At 65.4% G+C, this 19745-nt stretch carries 17 protein-coding genes; 2 read left to right on the top strand and 15 right to left on the bottom strand.

Annotated elements, in window-relative coordinates; genetic code table 11:
- Window positions 1–6 precede the first annotated feature (6 nt).
- A complete protein-coding gene (locus tag AM586_RS23050; RefSeq protein ID WP_156328111.1) occupies window positions 7–423 on the bottom strand; it encodes a hypothetical protein in 417 nt (138 codons plus the stop codon).
- 288 nt (window positions 424–711) lie between these two features.
- On the opposite strand from AM586_RS23050, the gene AM586_RS28660 reads away from it, so the two are divergent.
- Both AM586_RS28660 and AM586_RS23040 read left to right on the top strand, forming a co-directional pair.
- Window positions 712–1467, top strand: coding sequence for an NF038120 family PEP-CTERM protein (locus AM586_RS28660; RefSeq protein WP_197416389.1), 756 nt, complete (start codon window positions 712–714; stop codon window positions 1465–1467).
- 330 nt (window positions 1468–1797) lie between these two features.
- Window positions 1798–2106 (top strand): hypothetical protein, encoded by a 309-nt coding sequence (locus AM586_RS23040; protein WP_047823224.1) that lies wholly within the window; start codon window positions 1798–1800, stop codon window positions 2104–2106.
- Window position 2107: 1 nt separating this feature from the next.
- On the opposite strand, the gene AM586_RS23035 is transcribed toward AM586_RS23040, so the two are convergent.
- The 14 genes from AM586_RS23035 to AM586_RS22970 all read right to left on the bottom strand — a co-directional run bounded on the left by AM586_RS23035 (window position 2108) and on the right by AM586_RS22970 (window position 19745).
- Window positions 2108–2875 (bottom strand): LuxR C-terminal-related transcriptional regulator, encoded by a 768-nt coding sequence (locus AM586_RS23035; RefSeq protein ID WP_047823225.1) that lies wholly within the window; start codon window positions 2873–2875, stop codon window positions 2108–2110.
- Window positions 2876–2883: 8 nt separating this feature from the next.
- Window positions 2884–3579 (bottom strand): winged helix-turn-helix domain-containing protein, encoded by a 696-nt coding sequence (locus AM586_RS23030; RefSeq protein WP_047823226.1) that lies wholly within the window; start codon window positions 3577–3579, stop codon window positions 2884–2886.
- A gap of 211 nt (window positions 3580–3790) precedes the next feature.
- Window positions 3791–4630 carry a formate/nitrite transporter family protein gene (locus AM586_RS23025; protein WP_047823227.1) on the bottom strand — a complete coding sequence of 280 codons (840 nt, stop codon included), beginning with the start codon at window positions 4628–4630 and terminating at the stop codon, window positions 3791–3793.
- 23 nt (window positions 4631–4653) lie between these two features.
- The gene (locus AM586_RS23020; RefSeq protein ID WP_047823229.1) at window positions 4654–6237 is read right to left on the bottom strand and encodes an aspartate:alanine exchanger family transporter; all 1584 of its coding nucleotides are present in this window, start codon (window positions 6235–6237) and stop codon (window positions 4654–4656) included.
- Between the two features lie 17 nt (window positions 6238–6254).
- The gene (pflA, locus tag AM586_RS23015) at window positions 6255–7127 is read right to left on the bottom strand and encodes a pyruvate formate-lyase-activating protein (RefSeq protein WP_082439488.1); all 873 of its coding nucleotides are present in this window, start codon (window positions 7125–7127) and stop codon (window positions 6255–6257) included.
- Between the two features lie 13 nt (window positions 7128–7140).
- The gene (gene pflB, locus AM586_RS23010) at window positions 7141–9402 is read right to left on the bottom strand and encodes a formate C-acetyltransferase (protein ID WP_047823230.1); all 2262 of its coding nucleotides are present in this window, start codon (window positions 9400–9402) and stop codon (window positions 7141–7143) included.
- A gap of 195 nt (window positions 9403–9597) precedes the next feature.
- Window positions 9598–10185, bottom strand: coding sequence for an NF038129 family PEP-CTERM protein (locus tag AM586_RS23005; RefSeq protein ID WP_047823232.1), 588 nt, complete (start codon window positions 10183–10185; stop codon window positions 9598–9600).
- Window positions 10186–10201: 16 nt separating this feature from the next.
- A complete protein-coding gene (locus AM586_RS23000) occupies window positions 10202–13198 on the bottom strand; it encodes an ExeM/NucH family extracellular endonuclease (RefSeq protein WP_047823234.1) in 2997 nt (998 codons plus the stop codon).
- A gap of 115 nt (window positions 13199–13313) precedes the next feature.
- Window positions 13314–14342: a TIGR03790 family protein gene (locus AM586_RS22995; protein ID WP_082439487.1), complete on the bottom strand. Its 1029-nt coding sequence runs from the start codon at window positions 14340–14342 to the stop codon at window positions 13314–13316.
- A gap of 46 nt (window positions 14343–14388) precedes the next feature.
- Window positions 14389–15102, bottom strand: coding sequence for a PEP_CTERM-anchored TLD domain-containing protein (locus tag AM586_RS22990; protein ID WP_047823238.1), 714 nt, complete (start codon window positions 15100–15102; stop codon window positions 14389–14391).
- Window positions 15103–15268: 166 nt separating this feature from the next.
- Window positions 15269–16687: a mannose-1-phosphate guanylyltransferase/mannose-6-phosphate isomerase gene (locus AM586_RS22985; protein ID WP_047823239.1), complete on the bottom strand. Its 1419-nt coding sequence runs from the start codon at window positions 16685–16687 to the stop codon at window positions 15269–15271.
- Window positions 16684–17850: a sugar phosphate nucleotidyltransferase gene (locus AM586_RS22980; RefSeq protein WP_047823243.1), complete on the bottom strand. Its 1167-nt coding sequence runs from the start codon at window positions 17848–17850 to the stop codon at window positions 16684–16686. The genes AM586_RS22985 and AM586_RS22980 overlap by 4 nt, the downstream gene beginning before the upstream one ends.
- Before the next feature lie 16 nt (window positions 17851–17866).
- Window positions 17867–18865, bottom strand: coding sequence for a UDP-glucose 4-epimerase GalE (gene galE, locus AM586_RS22975; RefSeq protein WP_047823246.1), 999 nt, complete (start codon window positions 18863–18865; stop codon window positions 17867–17869).
- Window positions 18866–18980: 115 nt separating this feature from the next.
- Window positions 18981–19745: a WecB/TagA/CpsF family glycosyltransferase gene (locus tag AM586_RS22970; RefSeq protein WP_047823247.1), complete on the bottom strand. Its 765-nt coding sequence runs from the start codon at window positions 19743–19745 to the stop codon at window positions 18981–18983.

Raw genomic sequence — 19745 nt, 5'->3', positions numbered from 1 at the left:
TCGAGCTCAGCGCGCCTGCGGCCCGCCCGCGCCCAGCTGGCAAGTGCCGGCGCGGCAGACCGCGCCGGGATCCGCCATGAACTGGCAGGTCGACGCCATGCCCGAAGCCGCATCGGCGGCGCGCCGCTCTTCCTTGTAGCGTTCACCCAGGGCCTGGAGTTCAGCCTGCGGGGTCTTTTCCGAAGACCAGGCCAGGTAGCTCTCCGGACCACCGCAGGCGCGGTGGCCGATCGCCAGCGTATGGCACTGATCATCCGAAGAGCAGCCTGGCGTGCCGACCAGGGCGCGGATGCGCGCCAGCGTGTCGCCGCCCTGCGCGTCCCGGGAGACCGCCGGCACGGCCGACGCCTTGCCGGCCTGCGGCGCGGCGCTGGTGGTGCAGGCGGCGCAAGCGGCCAGCAATAAAAGGAGAAGTGTTCGCATCGGTCCATCATGCGCCCTGGCGCATGGCAGCGTCAAGCGTGCACGGATGGGCAGTGGAAGCTCAGGCCGCGTGTGTACAATATCAAATAATCAATGAATAATTTGAAATTTCTGCAAATATCATTTGCCGAAACCAATGCCCTGCCGGATGTCCCCCTGTGTGTGCGTTTCCGCACAAACATTATCTTAATTGATATACTCCATGATAACTTTTTAGCAGCACCGGCAGCACAGCAGTATCCCGCAATTCGCGCATCCCGCGCATCTTCCAACGAAAAGGCAACCCATATGATCAGGACCACACTTCGCGGCGGTGCACTCAGGCGTATGCTGGGCGCTGCCACGCTTGCACTGGCGACGGCCGGCGCGGCCCAGGCAGCTGTCATCACTTTCGACGGCAATAGCGGCCAGGTATTCAACCAGGACGCCATCCAGGAAGCCGGCTATACCGCCACCTTCCTCAGTCCGGACGACCCATTGCCCCAAGGTACGGTCCTGATTGGCCGCTTCATCAACGGCAGCGACCCCGCCAGCTGCGGCGCCGGCAACATCTGCCCGACCAATGATCCGACCACCTACCTGGACCTGTTCAATACCGGCTTCGTCGACATCACCGCGAACACGGGCGCGGCCTTCAGCTTCAGCGGCCTCGACGCCAGCTTCATCGCCATGGCCGGCACCGAGTACCCCGCCACCCCCGCCGCCGTCCAGGTGTTCGGTTTCCGTGCCGACGGAACGTTCACGAGCATCCAGTTCAACCTGTCGAACAACACGGACTTTCAGCACTTCGACGTTTTGAATGCCAACCTGGGCGATGGCGCCGCATTTGCGCAGGAAAGCTTTGTCGAGATCGCCATCGCCAGTTTGCGCTGCGATGCCGGCGGCAACTGCACGGGCCTGGACAACGGCAATGGCCAGATCGGGCTGGACAATATCGCGCTGTCCGACGTGCCGCCGCCAAGCAACGTGCCCGAGCCCGCGACTGCATCGCTGCTCGGACTGGGCCTGCTGGGCCTGGGCGCCCGCAAGCGCAAGCGCGCCTGAATATCGTTCAGGCAAAAAAGAACGGCGCAGTCTGCGGACTGCGCCGTTTTTGCATGCAGATGCGCTAACACATCTTCCCGCGCATGTGAAATTGTTTATGCAATTTATATAGATGTCCTTACGCAAACGTAGCACAAGCACGACGTTGCACAGACGCATCAATAATTTCCCTCAGGATATTTCCTACGATCATCGTTCAACTCCGCTTATTTCCAAACAAAACTATTTCATTTTTTCAATATTTGCACTAAATAAACTAAAAAACTGTTGAGTTGCGGAAAATTTCCTGCCTACAATAGCTCATCTGTTGAACGCGCCCCTTTCCGCCCCATGAAACTTCACGCCATCCGCTCCGTCTCCGCCCTCGCCCTCGCTGCCGTCCTCGCTGCCTGTGGCGGTGGCCAGGCCGACCAGCCGACCCTGACCGCGTCGGCGATACAGTCGAGCAGCGCTGCCCAGGTGGTCGCTCAGGCGCCTGCCCAGGTGTCGGCTCAGGTGTCCGCCTCGATGCCGGCGCCGGATTGCGCCGCCGATGGCTGCAAGGGCCTGCGCGTCATCGACGCCAACGCCGAAGCCTATCGCTACGATGCAATGCGCCGCGCCGCCGCCGACCAGGCAGCCGGCACCACCAATTCCTGATTCAGCCCTCCAGCAGGCGCAACTCCAGGCAGCGCGCCAATGCGTGTGCGCGATTGCCGACGCCGAGCAGGCGGTAGATCCGCTGCAGGTGATTCTTGACGGTCAGCGCGCTGATCCCCAGGATCTGCGCCATCTCTTCATTGTTCTTCCCTTCGCGCAAGCAGCCGACGATCTCGGTTTCGCGCGCGCTCAGCGGCCGCGGCGGCAGGCTTGCCGCACCAGTCTCGGCCGCCGGCAGGCGCAGCAAGGCCAGGTGCAGATGCGCCAGCAGCAATTCCAGAAAATAGGCATGCCGCGGTCCGGGCCGTATCGGTAGCCCGAACAGCACGAATACGCTCGCTCCCTCGGCCAAGGGCCCGGTGCCATGCACCAGCACGCTGTCGAAGCCGGCCGCGCGCAGATCCGCGTCGAAACCGGCCAGCGCCCCGCCTTGTCCTCCCGCCCCGTCCGTCCCGAGTTCGGCCAGCGCCGGCAGCCGTCCGGCGCGCATGCAGTGGCGGGCAATCCGCAGGGCCAGGCCGTCGCGGCGGTCGGTCAGCAGGATTTCGGCATGCGGCGGCAGCACGGTCGCGTGCAGGCATTCCAGCCTGCGCAGGGCGCCGGCGGGAGAGAAATGCAGCGCCGCCATGACCTGGTGCGGCAGCAGCGCCTGCACCTGGCCCTGGGTCCACAGAAAGAACTGGCGCATGCTGTCCACCCGCAATCCCGATTCGACCGCGCGCAACAGGTATTCCTGCTCCTGGCGACTGAGGATGACGACCGCGTCCATGCAGAGGCTCACATGGAGTGGCAGGCCACGAAGCGGTAGCCGGTGCCGCGCACGGTTTCGATGTGTTCCTGGTGGCCGCTGGGCTGCAGGGCGCTGCGCAGGCGGCCAACGTGGGTGTCGACGGTACGCTCGTCGAGCACGGCGTGGCGGCCCCAGACCTTGTCCAGCAACTGGGAACGGGTATGCACGCGCTCGGGATGCTGCATCAGGAAATTCAGCAAGCGGAATTCGACCGGCCCCAGCGCCAGCTGGCGCGAGCCGGCGATCACGCGCTGGGTGCCGGGATCGAGGCGCAGGCCGGCCATCTGCACGGTGTCGCTGGAGACCTGCGGAATGCGCCGGCGCAGCACCGCGTTCATGCGCGCCAGCAGTTCGCGCGGGTTGAAGGGCTTGGTGAGGTAGTCGTCGGCGCCCGATTCCAGCGCCAGGATCTTGTCGTGCTCCCCTGCCCGGCCGGACACCATGATGATCGGCAGCTCGCGCGTGCGTGCAGAAGCGCGCAGGCGGCGGATCAGGGCCTCGCCGGATTGTCCGGGCAGGTCCCATTCCAGCAGCAGCATCTCGGGCAGGCGGTCGTCGATCATGACCAGGGCCGATTCGGCATCCAGGCAACTGGCGGCCGCGTGGCCGGCGCTGCTCAGGTTCAGCGCGAGCAATTCACGGACGGCGGGATCGGGGTCGACCACGAGAATGTGTGCAGCCATGGGCTTGGTATGGAGTGCTTATATCTGCGGGACAACGATAATTTTAATATGCACCATGCAAGACCGACTGAACAATATGATTTGCCTTGGGGATTGATAGCTTTGCCGAATAAATGGAAAAACCGCGGGAACGCCAGAGGGAAGCGGCCCCCATGCGAATCGGGCAGGCCTTTGCGGTCTATGCAGGAGTGGTGAAAAGGATACAAAAAAGCTATTTAAGGCGGCCTGGAGGGCGGATGTAGATGAGGTAGTAAACCAGCCCGACCAGCACGCTGCCACCGATCACATTCCCGATCACCACCGCCACGATATTCCGCAGCATGCCGCCGAGCAGCGGCATCGCGCTCTCGGGCGCCAGCAGCAGGGCCATCGCAAAGTAGTACAGGTTGGCGATGCTGTGCTCGAAACCGGCGGCGACGAAGGCAGCGATCGGGAAGACGATCGCCACCGCCTTGTCGATGACGCTGCGCCCCGCATAGCTCATCCAGATCGCCAGGCAGACCAGGGCATTGCACAGGACGCCGCGCCACAGGGCCGGCATGAAGGGCAGCGCGGCCTTGGCCGCGGCGATCTGCAGGTAATCCCGCCCGATCGCGCCGCCATTCATGTCGGGATGCCGCGACAGCACCACCAGCAGCGCGAGCCCCACCGTGCCGACCAGGTTCCCGGCAAACACGATGAGCCAGTTGCGCACCACCTCGCCGCTGCCGATGGAACCCTGGGCGCGCGCCATCACGATCAGGTTATTCCCCGTGAACAGCTCGGCGCCGGCGACCACGACCAGCAGCATGCCGAGGCAGAAGGACAGCGCCGCCCCCGCCTGCCTGGCGGCGAAGCCGAGGCCGGGGTCGGAATGGATCAGCACGTAGCACAGCGCGCCCATCCCGATGAAGGCGCCGCCCAGCACGGACAGGATCAGCTGCGACAACAGCGGCAGGCGCGCCTTCTTGACGCCGACGCCCTGCACGCGCTCCGCGATCTCCTGCGGCGCGAAGGCGTTGGAGCCGAACACGTCGGTCTCGCCCAGCGTCGCCTTCCCGAAGCTTCCCATGCCTGCCTCCTTGCCGGCGGCCGTCATAACAGCAGGGCCGGCACGATGTTCACGAACAGGATCTTCACGATCGTCATGCCCGGGAAGATCATTGCGTAGCCGACGTCCGGCTTCTCGGTCGGCGCCAGCTTGCCCGCATAGGCCAGGATGGCCGGATTGCCGGTCGCCCCGGCGACGATGCCCGCGACCTGGTCGTAGGGCATCTTGAACAGGAACAAGCCGATCAGGAGCACCGGCAGCACCAGCGTCGCCACCGTGACGCAGGCCAGGCCCAGCATCAGGAAGCCGGTGGCCGACACGGTCGCGGCGAACTTCGGCCCCGAGGACATCCCGACCTGCGCCAGGAACAGGGTCAGGCCGAGGTTGCGCAGTACGACGTTGGCCGACAGCGGCATGGTCCAGTGCACCTTGCCGGTGCGGCGCAGCTTGCCAAGCACCAGTCCGACGATCAGCACGCCCGCCAGCCCGAAGCTCAGTTTGCCGATGCCCGGCAGCGTGACGCTGATCGCGCCGAGCAGGAAGCCCAGCGCCATGCCGAGGCCGATCGAGATATAGCTGAATTCCGCGGTCGCCTTGATCGAGTCGCCGAAGTACTTGCGCAGGGCCGTGAACTCGCCGCGATTCGCGAACACGCCGACCCGGTCGCCGTACTCCAGCACCAGGTCGGGCTGGGGCAGCAGGTCGACGTCGCCGCGCCGCACCTGCACCACCAGCCCCTTCCCGCCCGGCATGTCGAGGTCGCCCAGCGCACGCCCCACCACGCTCGGCTTCGAGGCGAACACGCGCAGGTAATCGATGTCGCTGCGGTCCTTCGCGATGCGGCCCGGCGCGGCCTCGCCCAGGTCGTGGCGCAGCTTGTCGAGGGCGTCGCGGTCCGGCCCGACCGCCAGCACCACGTCGTCCTCGGCGATGAACATGTCGCGCGAGGCGGCGAAGTTATGGTGCTCGTGGCGCAGCGCCACGATCTTCACGCCGGCCGGCAGCGTGTCCATCACCTCGCCCAGGCGCTTGCCGACGAATTCCGGATTGCGCAGTGCGATCTCGAGCAGTTCCATGCTGGTGCTGGCCACCTCGATCGTCGGTTTCATGATGATGAAGGTGAGGTACAGCGCCAGGATCGGGCCGGCCACGCCGAAGGGATAGGCGACCGAATAGCCGACTGCCGCGTCATTGTTGCCCAGCGTGAGGATCGCCGCCTGCATCGTGGCGGTGCTGGTGCCGGCGCCGGCGAACAGCCCGAGCGCGTGCCCCGGCGGCAGCGTGAACAGGCGGATGTACAGCAGGCTCACTACGCCGGACAGCAGCACCCCGACCAGCGACATGATGTTGGCCTTGATGCCGTCCGGACTGGTCAGCCCGGCGAAGAACTGCTTGCCGTACTGGATGCCGACGGCGTACAGGAAGACCGCCAGGCCGAAGGTGCCGACCATCGGCGCCGGCGCCGACCTGGGCGCGAACCAGCCTACCGCGAGGGCGACGAACAGCACCGCGCCCGCGCCCAGCGAAAAGCCCCTGATGTTGATCTCGCCGACCAGGTAGCCGATCGCGATCGTCAGGAACAGCGCCATCAGCGGCTGCTGTTCCAGCAAACCCTTGACGAATTCCATGATGCCTCCTCCCCCGCTCAGTACACGGTCAAGCCACGGCTGCGGAACTGCCCGCGCACGCGCTCGGCGAGCTCGGGCTCGGGCGGCTCCATGTTCTCGAGCGGATAAGGAATGCCGAGACGGTGCCATTTCTCCTTGCCCATCTGGTGAAAGCGCAGGATCTCGATCCGCTCCACGCTTGCCAGGCCGGCGCAGATGTCGGCCAGCTTTTCGACGTTGTCCCAGCCGTCCGTGAGTCCGGGCGCGAGCACGAAGCGGATCCACATCGGCCGGCGCAGGTCGGACAGGCGCCGCGCATAGTCCAGCGTCGGCTGCAGCGGGTGGCCGGTGACGGTCCGGTACACGTCCGGATCGCCGGACTTGATGTCGAGGAGGTTCAGGTCGATCTGCATCAGGTCCTCGTCCGTCAGGCGCGCGCCCAGGCGCCCCGCGGTATCGACGCAGGTGTGCAGGCCGAGCGTCTTGCAGCGCCTGAAGATTTCCATCATGAAGGCGTACTGCACCATCGGTTCGCCGCCGGACAGGGTCACGCCGCCGTGGCTGATCTTCAGCACCTGCGCATACTTGGCGATTTCGTGCATGAGCCGGCCGACCGTGACCGGCCGGCCGTTCAGCTTGTGCCAGGTGTCCGGGTTGTGGCAGTACTGGCAGCGCAGCAGGCAACCGGTCAGGAAGGCGACAAAGCGCAGGCCGGGGCCGTCGACCGTGCTGCCGACTTCCCAGGAGTGCACGTAGCCGGTCAGCCCGGTCGCCAGGTCGGCGCCGGCGGCCGGCGCGGCTTCTTCGGTATCGCCCGGCAGCACCTCGTAATACGCATGCATCTTCTGCTCGCTCGCCCCCTGGTGGGTGACGTGCAGTTCGTAGCGGCTGCCGGAGAGGGAGTGGCTCATGACGGTCCCCTCTTCACATCTTGCCGTGGAAGGTGCGGTTGATCACGTCGAGCTGCTGCTCGCGGGTCAGCTTGATGAAGTTGACCGCATAGCCGGACACCCGTACCGTCAGCTGCGGATACTTTTCCGGGTGTTCCATCGCGTCCTGCAGCGTTTCGCGGCTGAGCACGTTCACGTTCACGTGGAAGCCGCCGCTCGTGAAGTAGGCGTCGAGCGCGCCGATGCCGCGGTCGATCCGCTCGTTCTCGCTGCCCAGCGCCGACGGCACCACGGACAGGGTCAGCGAAATGCCGTCTTCGGCATCGTCGTAGGGAATCTTCGCCACCGACAGCAGCGCGGCCAGGATGCCGTGCGTGTCGCGGCCGTTGGAGGGGTTGGCGCCCGGCGCAAACGGTTCGCCGCGCTTGCGGCCGTCCGGCGTGCTGCCGGTGCTCTTGCCGTACACGACGTTCGAGGTGATCGTCAGCACCGACTGGGTGTGCACCGCGCTGCGGTAGCTCGGGTAGCTGCGGATCTTGTTCATCATGCTCGAGACCAGCATCTTGGCCAGCGCATCCGCGCGCTCGTCGTTGTTGCCGAAGCAGGGAAAGTCGCCGTTCGTCTCGAAGTCGACGATGATGCCGCGCTCGTCGCGCACCGGCTTCGCCTGCGCGTACCTGATGGCGGACAGGCTGTCGGCGGCATGCGACAGGCCGGCGATGCCGCAGGCCAGGGTGCGCAGCACGTCGCGGTCGTGCAGGGCCATCTCGATCGCTTCGTAGCAGTACTTGTCGTGCATGTAGTGGATGATGTTCAGGGCGTTGACGTAGGTCTCGGCCAGCCATTCCATCATCGTGTCGAGGCGCTCGACCACCTCGTCGTAGCGCAGCACCTCGCCCATGATCGGCGCCAGCGGCGGCCCGACCTGCTCGCCGCTGATCTCGTCACGGCCGCCATTGAGCGCGTACAGAAGGGTCTTGGGCAGGTTGACGCGGGCGCCGAAGAACTGCATCTGCTTGCCGATCCGCATGGCCGAGACGCAGCAGGCGATCGCGCAATCGTCGCCCCACTTGGGCCGCATCAGGTCGTCCGACTCGTACTGGATCGAACTGGTGTCGATCGAGGTCTTGATGGCGAAGCGCTTGAAGCCATCGGGCAGGCGCGGCGACCAGAACACGGTCAGGTTCGGTTCCGGCGCCGGCCCCAGGTTGTACAGGGTGTTCAGCATGCGGAAGGCGGTTTTGGTCACCAGCGTGCGCCCATCCTCGCCCATGCCGCCCAGCGCCTCGGTGACCCATACCGGATCGCCCGAGAACAGCGCGTTGTATTCCGGCGCGCGCAGGAAGCGCACCAGCCGCCACTTGATGACGAGGTCGTCGATGATCTCCTGGGCCTGTTCCTCGCGCAGCTTCCCTTCGCGCAGGTCGCGCTCGAAGTAGATGTCCCAGAACGAAGAGAGGCGCCCGGCCGACATCGCCGCGCCGTTCTGCTGCTTGATCGCCGCCAGGTAGGCGAAATAGGTCCACTGCACCGCCTCGCGCGCGTCATTGGCCGGCTGCGCGATGTCGCTGCCGTAGCGCGCCGCCATCTCCTTCAGTTCCTGCAGCGAGCGGATCTGCTCGGAGAGTTCCTCGCGCAGCCGGATCACCTCCTCGGTCGAGTGGCGCTCGTCCAGCTCGGCCTTTTCCTGAATCTTGTCTTCGATCAGGAAGTCGACGCCGTACAGCGCCACGCGGCGGTAGTCGCCGATGATGCGCCCGCGGCCATAGGCGTCCGGCAGGCCGGTCACGATGCTCGATGCGCGCGCCCTGCGGATCGCCGGCGTATAGGCGTCGAACACGCCGTCGTTGTGGGTCTTGCGGTATTTGGTAAAGATCTCGCCCAGCCGCGGGTCGGGCGTGTAGCCATAGGCCTTCAGGCTGTTCTCGACCACGCGCCAGCCGCCGAAGGGCATGATGGCGCGCTTGAGCGGCGCTTCGGTCTGCAGGCCGACGATGATCTCCTGGTCGCGGTCGATGTAGCCGGGCCCGTGCGCGAGGATGGCGGACGGCACCTGCGACACGTCGAGCACGCCCTTCTCGCGCTCTTCGGCGAGCAGCGGCGCCAGGCTTCGCCACAGGGCGCTGGTGCGTTCCGTGGGACCGGACAGAAAAGCGCCATCCCCCTCGTAGGGCGTGTAGTTGTGTTGAATGAAGTCGCGCAGGTTGACCCGGCCCTGCCAGATGCCGGGCAGGAAGGCGCGCCATGCTCCGGAGCTCTCCTGCCCCAACAGCTCGTGGTCCAGTCTGATGTTCATGATTGCCTCTTCCGTTCGTTTCGATCGCCTGCGGGCGATCGTCATCCAATTAAGGATAGAAATTGCACCGGGCAATCCAATTGGACCTTGGACCTATCCAGTCAATGGCCGATGCGGAAGAGTCGGAAAGAAAAAAGCCGCCTGCCCTTGCGGACAGGCGGCTCGCGTCGAGCCTTGAAACTTAGCGCAAGCGGATCATGCGCGGCGGCGGGCGACGGCGCCGGCCATGGCAAGGCCGATCAGGACCAGGGCCGCGGCCGAGGGTTCCGGGACGGCGGCGGCTTGCCCGACGCTGGTGATCGCCGCGTCGGACGCCACGCCGACCCCGTCCGAGGTCAGCGTGAACGTGACGGCGTTCGACAGGTAAGCCGAATAGTCGGCATTGATGATGTCGGCGGAGAAGCCGGCCGTACCGGTCGCCGACGGCAGGCCGTCGAAGCTGATGTCGAAGCTGATGTCGCTGCCCAGCTTGAACGTCCGCAGGTAGTCGGTGCTGAAGTCATTGGCAAAGCTCAGCGCGCCGTTCGACCCGATCGTGACCCCCGACGACATCGGGCCGCCGGTGAAGTCGCCCTTCAGCCCGGTCACGGTCGCGGTCACGGGATCGACGCTGCCGAAGGGCGCGAAATACATGTCCAGGTAGCCGGTATCGCTGCCGGTGGTGTCGAAACCGGAAGTCTTGATGTCGACGTGGTAGACCGCGGCGGCGCTGGCCATGCCGGCGCCGGTCAGCAGCGCCGCGGCCAGGAAGGCGTGCGAGAACAGGGATGTCAGATTCTTCATGATGGATATCTCTTAATCAAAAAGTGCCGGTGTAGAGCTTCGGCGTAAAGGTGATGTTGAGCTTGTTCGGATTGCTGAACGTCGCCGACACGGTGACGGTCGCGCCCGGCGCCAGCGAGGTCGCCGGCAGCGTGATGTAGGGCGAACCGGCAAAGCTGCCGCTCTTGTTGTCGACCGTGACCGCCGCGGGCAAGCCTTCCAGGACAGCCTGCAGCGGACCGCTGATCGTGGCGCCGCTGGTATTCGTGAACGACACGCTGCCGGTGGACTTGCCGGTGATACGGTTGAGCGTCAGGGCCGACAGCGTCGCCTTCACGCTGCCGCTCACGTCGGCGAAGGCCGGCGCCAGGTTCAGGCTGACCACCACCGGGTCGTGGTCCGAGGCGCGGAAGGCGTTCTTCACGTAGGGGTCGTCGGCGGTGTCGCCCAGGTTGTAGTCGATCGCATCCGGTTCGTCGGCGTTGTTATGCCATTCGGTCACCCCGGCCACCTGCGCATTCAGCGACTGGCTGGCCAGCGCATGGTCGAGGTAGCCGCTCATGCCGTCGAACTGGTAGGAATACGGGATGCCGTTCGGGCGCACGAAACGCTCCAGTTCGTTGACCAGGTTCGGGCCGGTCTCGCTGGTCAGGTAGGCGATCGGGTCTTCATGGCCGTAGGAATTGAAGTCGCCCACCGCCAGCACGTCGGTGTCGCCGCCGGCCGCCTGCACCACCGCCGGGATGAAGTAAGTGGCCAGGCGTTGGGCCTGCTGGATGCGGGTCGCGTTCCAGCAGCCCTGGCCGTCGCCGCTGTCGGTATTGCCGGCGCCGCCGCCACAGCTGCCCTTCGATTTCAGGTGGTTCACGATCAGCGAGAACCTGGCGCCGTTGGCGTTGGCCTTGAACACCTGCGCCATCGGCGGACGGTTGTTGATCGCATCGCCGTCGGACAGCGCGCCGCCGATCGGGGTCAGGACGGCCGGTTTGTAGATCATCGCCACGCGGATCGCGTCGGTGCCGGTTGCGGGCGGCTTCGGCACGTAGGCGTAGGTGCCCGGGGCCGTGGCCGCATTCAATGCGTCGACCAGGTAGGACACCGTGGTGTCGCCGTTGTTCTCGATCTCCATCAGGCCGACGGCGTCGGCATCCATCGCCTTCAGCTCGGCCACGATCTTGTCGCGCTGGCGCACGAACTCGGTCATGTTGTCGGCGCCGCGGCAGTTGCCGGCGCTGGTGCTGCTGCCGATCGTGCAGCCGCGGCCGCTGCGGCCCCAGGCGTCGGTGCCGTTGGTGAAGGTGGTGAAGAAGTTCAGCACGTTGGCGCTGGCGACGCGCACGTTGCCCGGCGCGACGGTCGGCGCCTCTTCGCGCGGGTTGGTGCGGCTGAAGACCGGCTCCTCGGTCGGCTGCAGCTTGTACCAGCCGCTGCTGCCGCCGATCGCGCCGAAGTCGAGCACGCCGACCAGGTCGTTGACGCTGTCGCCGGCGCGCACGGTGCTGTCCTGGAACAGGTAGGGGATGTGGGCCGGGGTGGTGAAGCCGTTATCGTCCAGCACCACCATGTTCTGCCGGTTGGCGGCCGCCAGGGCGATCGCCTCAGGACTGCCCGCGCGATAGCGGTTGGTCGGGGTCTCGAGGCGGCCGTTGCCCAGCACCAGTTCGCCGCGGTCGCCCAGGTAGGCGTTGCCGTTCACGGTCAGGGTACCGCCGAAGCGCACCAGCATGCCTTCGTAGCGGCGCAGGTCTTCGGCGCCCAGCACGATGTTGGTGACCTGGACGGCGCGGCCGGCGCCGAGCCCGGTGACGTTGCCGACGTTGGTCAGTTCGGTGAAGGAACGCGGGGCGCCGCTCGGGGTGTATTCGGTCACGGTACCGGTCACGCGCACCAGGTCGCCCACGTTGGCGCTGGTGCTGGCGCCGAACACGTAGATGGCTTCCGGGGTGCTCGGATCGTTGTCGCCGTCCGGATCCTGGATATAGAAGCCGTTGCCGAGCTTCTTGGTGATGACGCCGGTGGTGGTCTGCACCGTGCCGGCGTACGGGCTGGTGGCGCCGCTGCCCTGGATCTGCGCAATGCTGCGCTCGCCGGCGACGGCGACGTTGACCGTGCAGCTGGCGCTCTGGCCATCGCCGTTGCCGAAGGTGACCACGACCGGATAATTCCCGCTTGCCACGCCGGCATCGACGGACAGGCTGACCGAGGCGCTGGCGCCCACGCCGCCGGCGGCGGCGAAGCCGGTCAGGTCGATGCCGGCGATGGCGCCGCTGGTGATGCGGGCGCTGTCGACGATACTGTCCTGGTCGCTGGCCTGGAGCAGGCCCGAGAACGCCGCGCCGGCCTTGCCCGCGATGCTGGCCGGGCAGTTCAGCACGATCGGCTGGGCTATCGGGGCGCCGCTGCACGAATGCAGGGGGCTGGCGCTGGTGCGCGGGCTTACGGTGCCGACGGTGAAGTCGCCGGCATTGTCGTTGTTGTCGGTGCAGCCGCTTTCCTTGCGCACCGCACCGGTGCCGTTGGACAGGACCGCGGTCGGGGCGCTGCCCTCGAAACCGTTGGCGGTGCCGAAACCGACCAGGTCGACCAGGGTGGTCGAGGTCGGGCTGCTGCCGGACAGCGCGGTCTGGCTGCTCACCAGGGCCACCTTGCCGTTCGTGGCGCTCATCGAGATGCTGCCGCTGGCGTCCGCCTGGGGCATGTCCGCGCCGGCGCCGCTGCCGGCGGCTTCCTGCACCAGGTAATACTGGCCCGGCTGGATGACGCCGGTCAGGCGCGTGACCTGCCAGCTGGTGCCGGTCGCCGAGGCGTACTGCACGCTCCAGCTGCCGAGGTCGACCGCGGCATTGCTGCGGTTGAACAGCTCGATGAAGTCGTTCTTGTGCGTTGCGCCGGTGTTGCCGCCGCCGCCATACAGCTGGCTGATCACGACGGCGGTGCCGGTGTCGGCGGCCAGCGCCGGGGCGCACAGGCCGGCCATCAATGCGGCCAGCACCGTCAGGCGCACGGGAATGGAATGGGAATCACGATGGGTCATGGAAGGTCCTGGAAGGGAACTAAAAAGTGTCAATGGTGCATTTAACAAAAGCATATTAAATGCACAAATTGACAACATCATGACCACGGATTAGTCCGTACGGACCAATGATGAATTAGCGCGGCCGTTTGCGATAAGGCGCCGCCAGCGGTTCGCCGATGAACAGGCCCTGGGTGGGCCAGGCCACGCTCTTCCAGTAAGCTTCGATCGCGCTGTTGCCCTGCACGTAATGCTTGAGCAGCACGGTCGGGTTCGGGAATTTCTGCCAGTAATTACAGGGTTCGCTGACCGAGCCGTAGCTGGCGGTCGCGCCCGCTTCCAGCCAGCGCAGGCTGCTCATCTGCCCTTCCCCCAGCAGGTCGCCGCCGAGCGAGGTCAGATGGTCGGCCAGGGCGCCGGGCAGGAAATGCAGGGTGTCCAGCTTGTCGACCTGGGCCATGCCGGTCTCGTAGATGATGATGTCCTTCGCCCCTTCCAGCGCGTCGGCCTGCATGGTCCTGGTGCTGAGCTTCCTGGCCTCGATGCGGCCCGGCGGCGGGAAGAACAGCGCGCGCGAGTTGCGCGCCTTTTCCGAGGTCACCAGGTAGTAGGCGGTGGCCGGTACGGTACGGAAACCGCTTGATGCGCCGCGGTCGATCAGGGCCTTGGCCTCCGCCACCGACTCGGTCGGCAGCAGCATCGACAGGCGCAGCTTGAGATCGGTATAGGGGCGCGAGGAACTCGAGTTGAAATAGGGACTGGAGCGTCCGCTGGCGCAGGTCTTGATGCACTGGGAGGGGTCGAAGCCCAGGGTGTAGGCCGCGGTGATCGAATTGCACTCGACCTTGTAGGGCGCGGTCCAGATCATCAGCACGGCCTGGATGTCCGGTCCGAGCTTCTTGTCGATCGCTTCCCTCAGCTCCTGGAAGCGCTCGAAGCTGATCTCATGCGGTTTGTCGGGGATGCTGACATGCACCACATTGGCGGCGGGAATGCCGCGCCGCTTGCGGTAGTACTCGCCGATCTTGACGCTGTTCGGTTCGGCGTCATTGATGACGATGGCCAGCTGTGCCGGCTGCAGGCTGGGGGCGGTGCTGAACTGGGCATGGGCGCTGGCGGCGGCCAGCATCAGGAGGGTCAGGAGGCAGCGTCGGATCGATCTCATCCCCTCATGATGCCACAACTTGTAATGCGGACAACTTACGTTTGGCTTAGCCGCGCTTGCGCGAGCGCCAGCGCTGGAGGCCGCCGAGCATTCCTGCCCCGGCCAGCAGCATCGCCCAGGAAGCGGGCTCGGGCACAGGTGCGATCGCGAAGATTTCCATCGCGTTCACGGTCACGGCCTGGCCGCCCAGGCTGCCGTCGATGATGCTCATGCCTTCGTTGGCCGGGTTGCCATAGCTCAGTTGCCAGGACAGTGCCTTGCTGAGGTCGTCATTGACCAGCAGGTCGGGGCCGGAACCGAACACGGGGCCGAACAGGATGTCGTTGAAGGTCTGGCGCTGGCCCTGGCTGGGCAGCTCGAAGTCGCTCAGCACCTGGCGGTAGACCGCCGGCGTGGTGAAGTTGAACAGGAAGGCGGTGCGCTGGAAGTCGCGCTGGGTCTCGTGCCAGCCATCGGTCGACGACCAGCTCTGCGGGTTGTAGCCGCCCACCAGGAAGGACTGGCCGGCCGTGTTGGTGACTTCCAGGATGGTGAAGGTGGCGCCCTTGCCGTCCGCCCCCTTGTGGAAGCTGACCGAGGTATCGCCCGGACGCAGCGTGTACACGTTGTTGAGGTTGAACTCGCCCTGGCCGAGCCAGCGCTCGAGCTGGGCCTGGCGACTGTCGTCCAGCAGGCTGGAGCCGCCGATGATATCGCCGGCGCGGGCCGCTCCGCCGGCAAGGACGAGTAGGATGCTGCCTGCTGCAACGACCGTCTTCATGGGAGCCCCCCATCGATTCGAGACGCTGATTGTATGCCCGTTGCATGATGAGGAACGCACGGTAGGCCTGAGGAAAAGAGAACGCCGCCGGCGCTGGCGCGCGGGCGGCGTGAAGTGCCACTCAGTCCTGCCAAGTGACGCGAACGATCCTGCCGGTCAGGCGCCCTCAGGCACGCTGATAGACGTCCTCGAAGCGCACGATGTCGTCTTCGCCCAGGTAACTACCCGACTGCACTTCGATCAGGTGCAGCGGCAGCTTGCCCGGGTTTTCCAGGCGGTGGGTCATGCCGATCGGGATATAGGTCGACTCGTTCTCCGCCAGCAGCTTGACGCTGTCGCCGCAGGTCACGCGCGCGGTGCCCGATACCACCACCCAGTGCTCGGCGCGGTGGTGGTGCATCTGCAGCGACAGCTTCTCGCCCGGCTTGACGCAGATGCGCTTGACCTGGAAACGGTCGCCCGCATCGATGCCTTCGTAGAAGCCCCACGGACGATAGACCCGGGTGTGGTACAGGTGCTCGGTGCGCTCCTGGACCTTCAGGTGGTCGACGATGTTCTTGACGCGCTGGACCTGGTCCTTGTGCGCCACCAGCACCGCATCCGCGGTTTCGACCACGACCAGGTCCTTGACCCCGACCACGGCCACGATGCGGCTCTCGGCGCGCACCAGCGAGTTGCTGACGCCGTCGAGGTAGACGTCGCCGCGCTGCACGTTGCCGTGGGCGTCGGCCTGCTGCACGTCGGCCAGGGCCGACCAGGAACCGACGTCGCTCCAGCCGATGTCCGCCGACACGACCACGCCGTCACGGGTGTGTTCCATGACCGCGTAGTCGATCGAGTCCGACGGGCAGGCCGTGAACGCGGCTTCGTCCAGGCGGCAGAAGTCGAGGTCGCGGTAGGCGTTGTGCATCGCCTTTTCCGCGGCCTGCGCGATCTCGGGCGCATGCTGCCCGATCTCGGCCAGGAAGCGGTCGGCGCGGAACATGAACATGCCGCTGTTCCAGTAGAAGCCACCGTCGGCGACGAAGCCTTCGGCGGTGTTGCGGTCGGGCTTCTCGACGAAGCGCTCGATCTTGTAGCAATCGTCGCAGCCCGGCAGCGGCTCGCCGCGGCGGATGTAGCCGTAGCCGGTTTCCGGCGCGCTTGGCACGATGCCGAAGGTGGCCAGCGAACCTTCCTGCACCAGGCGGAACGCGCGCTCGACCGCCAGGCGGAAGGCTTCGTTCTTTTCGATCACATGGTCGGCCGGCAGCACCAGCATGATGGCGTCGGGATCCTCGGCCAGCAGGTGGCGGGCCGCCGCCGCTACGGCCGGGGCCGTGTTGCGGCCGACCGGCTCGAGCAGGATGCCGCTCGGGGTGATGCCCACCTCGCGCATCTGTTCGGCGACCAGGAAACGGTGCTCGTTGCCGCAGACGACCAGCGGCGCCATCAACCCCGGCCAGCCGCGGACCCGCAGGGCGGTCTCCTGCAGCATGGTCTTGTCAGTGACCAGCGGCAAGAGCTGCTTGGGCATCAGGGCGCGCGAGAGCGGCCACAGGCGGGTACCGGCGCCGCCGGAGAGGATGACTGGATAAATTTTCATGCGCTAATTTTCTCTAATGTGGGATCTGTCTCTTCCGCGCCGTCCTTGCGGCGGCTGCGGCGGCGGTCGCGGGCATTCAGCCATTCGTCCGAGCTGTATTCGGAGGAATGCTTCATTTCTCCGGCACGGTCGATGCTGTAGTCCTTGAACACAATTGTTTCGTGCAATGTCACATCGTTAAGAACACGAGTATATTCGAAAAGCACGCTGCGGACGACTTCGGCCCCTTCGCAGATGTGGCTGCCATGCCCGATCCAGGTCGGGCCGACGATGGTGGCGCCGGCCTCGATCTTGACGCCCGAGCCGATGTAGACCGGGCCCTTGATCGTGGTGCCGTTCCAGTCGATGCTGGTGTTCAGGCCGACCCACAGGCCCGGCTCGATCTGGATGCCCGGCACGTCCATGTGGTTGACTTCACCGGTCAGCACGTTCTGCAGCACTTCCCAGTAGTCCGACACGCTGCCGATGTCCAGCCAGTTGAACGGCCGGCCCTGGGCGTAGAAGGGCATGCCCTTCTCGGCCAGCAGCGGGAACAGTTGCGAGCCGATGTCGAACTCCACGCCCGACGGGATCAGGTCGATGACTTCCGGCTCGAAGATGTAGATGCCGGTGCTGATGAAGTTCGACAGCGCCTCTTCCTGCTTCGGTTTTTCCTGGAACTGGGTGATGCGGCCTTCCTGGTCGGTCACCACCACGCCATAGCTCGACACTTTGTCCCACGGCACTTCCTTGGTGATCACGGTCGCCATCGCGCCCTTGCGGCGGTGCTCCATCAGCGCGGCTTTCAGGTCGAGGTCGATCAGGGCGTCGCCGCACAGGACGATGGTGGTGTCGTCGAAGAAGCCGCCGAATTCCTGGATCTTCTTCATGCCGCCGGCCGAGCCGATCGGCACGGCCACGACTTCGCCGTCTTCCTTGGTATAGCCCTCGAAGGAGTAGCCGATCTGGACGCCGAACTGCTCGCCCTCGCCGAAGTACTCCTCGATCTTTTCATGCAGGTGGCTGACGTTGACCATGATCTCGGTAATACCGTGCTTGCGCAGGTGCTCGATCAGGTAAGCCATTACAGGCTTGCCCAGCACGGGGATCATGGGTTTCGGCAGGTCATAGGTCAGCGGACGTACGCGGGTGCCTTTGCCTGCTGCAAGAATCATCGCTTTCATGGTTCGGTCCTCATGCTTATTTTGGGGTAGTTTGGTAGCGCCAGGAGTCGGCGCACATTTGCGCGATGTCACGCTGCGCCGTCCAACCGAGTTCCTCGCGCGCGCGGGTCGGATCGGCGTAGCACTTCGCAATGTCGCCGGGGCGACGGTCTACGATCTGGTAGGGAATCGGCTTGCCGCAGGCCTTTTCGAAGGCATGGACCATTTCCAGCACGCTGTTGCCATTGCCGGTGCCGAGGTTATAGGTATGCAGTCCCGGACCCTGGACCAGCTTGTCGAGGGTCTTGACGTGGCCGACCGACAGGTCGACCACGTGGATGTAGTCGCGCATGCCGGTGCCGTCCGGGGTCGGGTAGTCGCCGCCATACACGGACAGCTTCTCGCGCTGGCCGTTGGCCACCTGGGCGATGTAGGGCACCAGGTTGTTCGGGATGCCGTTCGGCTCCTCGCCGATCAGCCCGCTTTCATGGGCGCCGACCGGGTTGAAATAGCGCAGCAGCGCGATGCGCCAGTCCGGCTCGGCCTTGAACAGGTCGCGCAGGATGTCTTCGATCATCAGCTTGCTGCGGCCGTAGGGATTGGTGGCCGACAGCGGGAAGTCCTCGCGGATCGGCACCGAGGCCGGGTCGCCGTACACGGTGGCGGACGACGAGAACACCAGCGTCTTGCAGCCGAACTTGGCCATGGTCTCGAACAGCACCACGCTGCCGGAGACGTTGTTGTCGTAGTAGCGCAGCGGCTGCGCCACCGATTCGCCGACCGCCTTCAGGCCGGCAAAGTGGATCACGGCGTCGACCTTGTGCGCGCCGAACGCGGCTTCCATCGCCGCACGGTCGCGGATGTCGGCCTCGACGAAATCGAAAGCCTTCCCCGTGATGCGAGTCACCCGCTCCTGCACGGAACGGTTGGCGTTGGACAGGTTGTCGACCACGACCACGTCATGGCCGGCGTTCTGCAGCTCGACCACGGTGTGCGAACCGATGTAACCCATACCGCCGGTAACCAGAATCTTCATTGATTTGTGCTTTCGTAAAAGTTATGCCTGTCGCCATGCCGAGCTCTGCTGCCCGGCCGGCGCCTTCGTTTTATTCGTGCGGCGGCTTCTGTGGCCGCCGTGATCCCTGTCCTGGTCAAGCCTTGCGGCGTCCGCCAGCAGCTTCCTTGATGAAGAGCCAGACGAACGCCATGTCTTCAATAAAATACCTTCTGAACATACGGCGCGGCTCCTGCAGGAAACGGTAGAACCATTCCAGGCCCGACTTCTGCATCCACACCGGCGCACGCTTCACATGACCGATCGCCACGTCGAAGGTGCCGCCCACGCCCATCGCGAACGGAATCTGCATCTCGGCCTGGTAGCGGCCGAGGAACTGCTCTTTTTTCGGCGAACTGATCGCCACGAACAGCAGGTCGGGCCGCGCCTCGCGGATCTGTTCCACGACCTGCGCTTCTTCCGCCTCGCCTTTCCAGTAGCCGTTGCGGTAGCCCGCCAGCACCAGCCGCGGATACTTGCGCTGGTAGGTGGAGGCCACCTGGCTGACCACTTCTTCCTTCGCTCCCAGCAGGAACACGCGCCAGCCCTTCTCTCCTGCCCGGCGCATCAGCGCCTCGAACAGGTCGACGCCGGCGACGCGTTCCTTCAGCGGCTTGCCGAGCAGGCGCGACGCCCACACGACCGGCATGCCGTCGACGTTGATGAGCGCACAGTCGTTGATGATCCGGCGCAGTTCCGGATCGCGGCTGGCCTTGACCAGCTTGTCGACGTTCACCACCACATGCTGATGGGGCCTCCCTGTATGGATGAAACCCTCGATGGTCTGCAATGTTTCCTCCATCGACAGGTTGTCGATGGAGCACCCCATCAGTGTGATGCGCTCATTCGCCCGCTGGTTCAT

Origin of the sequence: Massilia sp. WG5, from assembly GCF_001412595.2 — a bacterium.
Lineage (GTDB): Bacteria > Pseudomonadota > Gammaproteobacteria > Burkholderiales > Burkholderiaceae_D > Telluria.
This window is presented reverse-complemented; position numbering and strand designations above follow the sequence as displayed.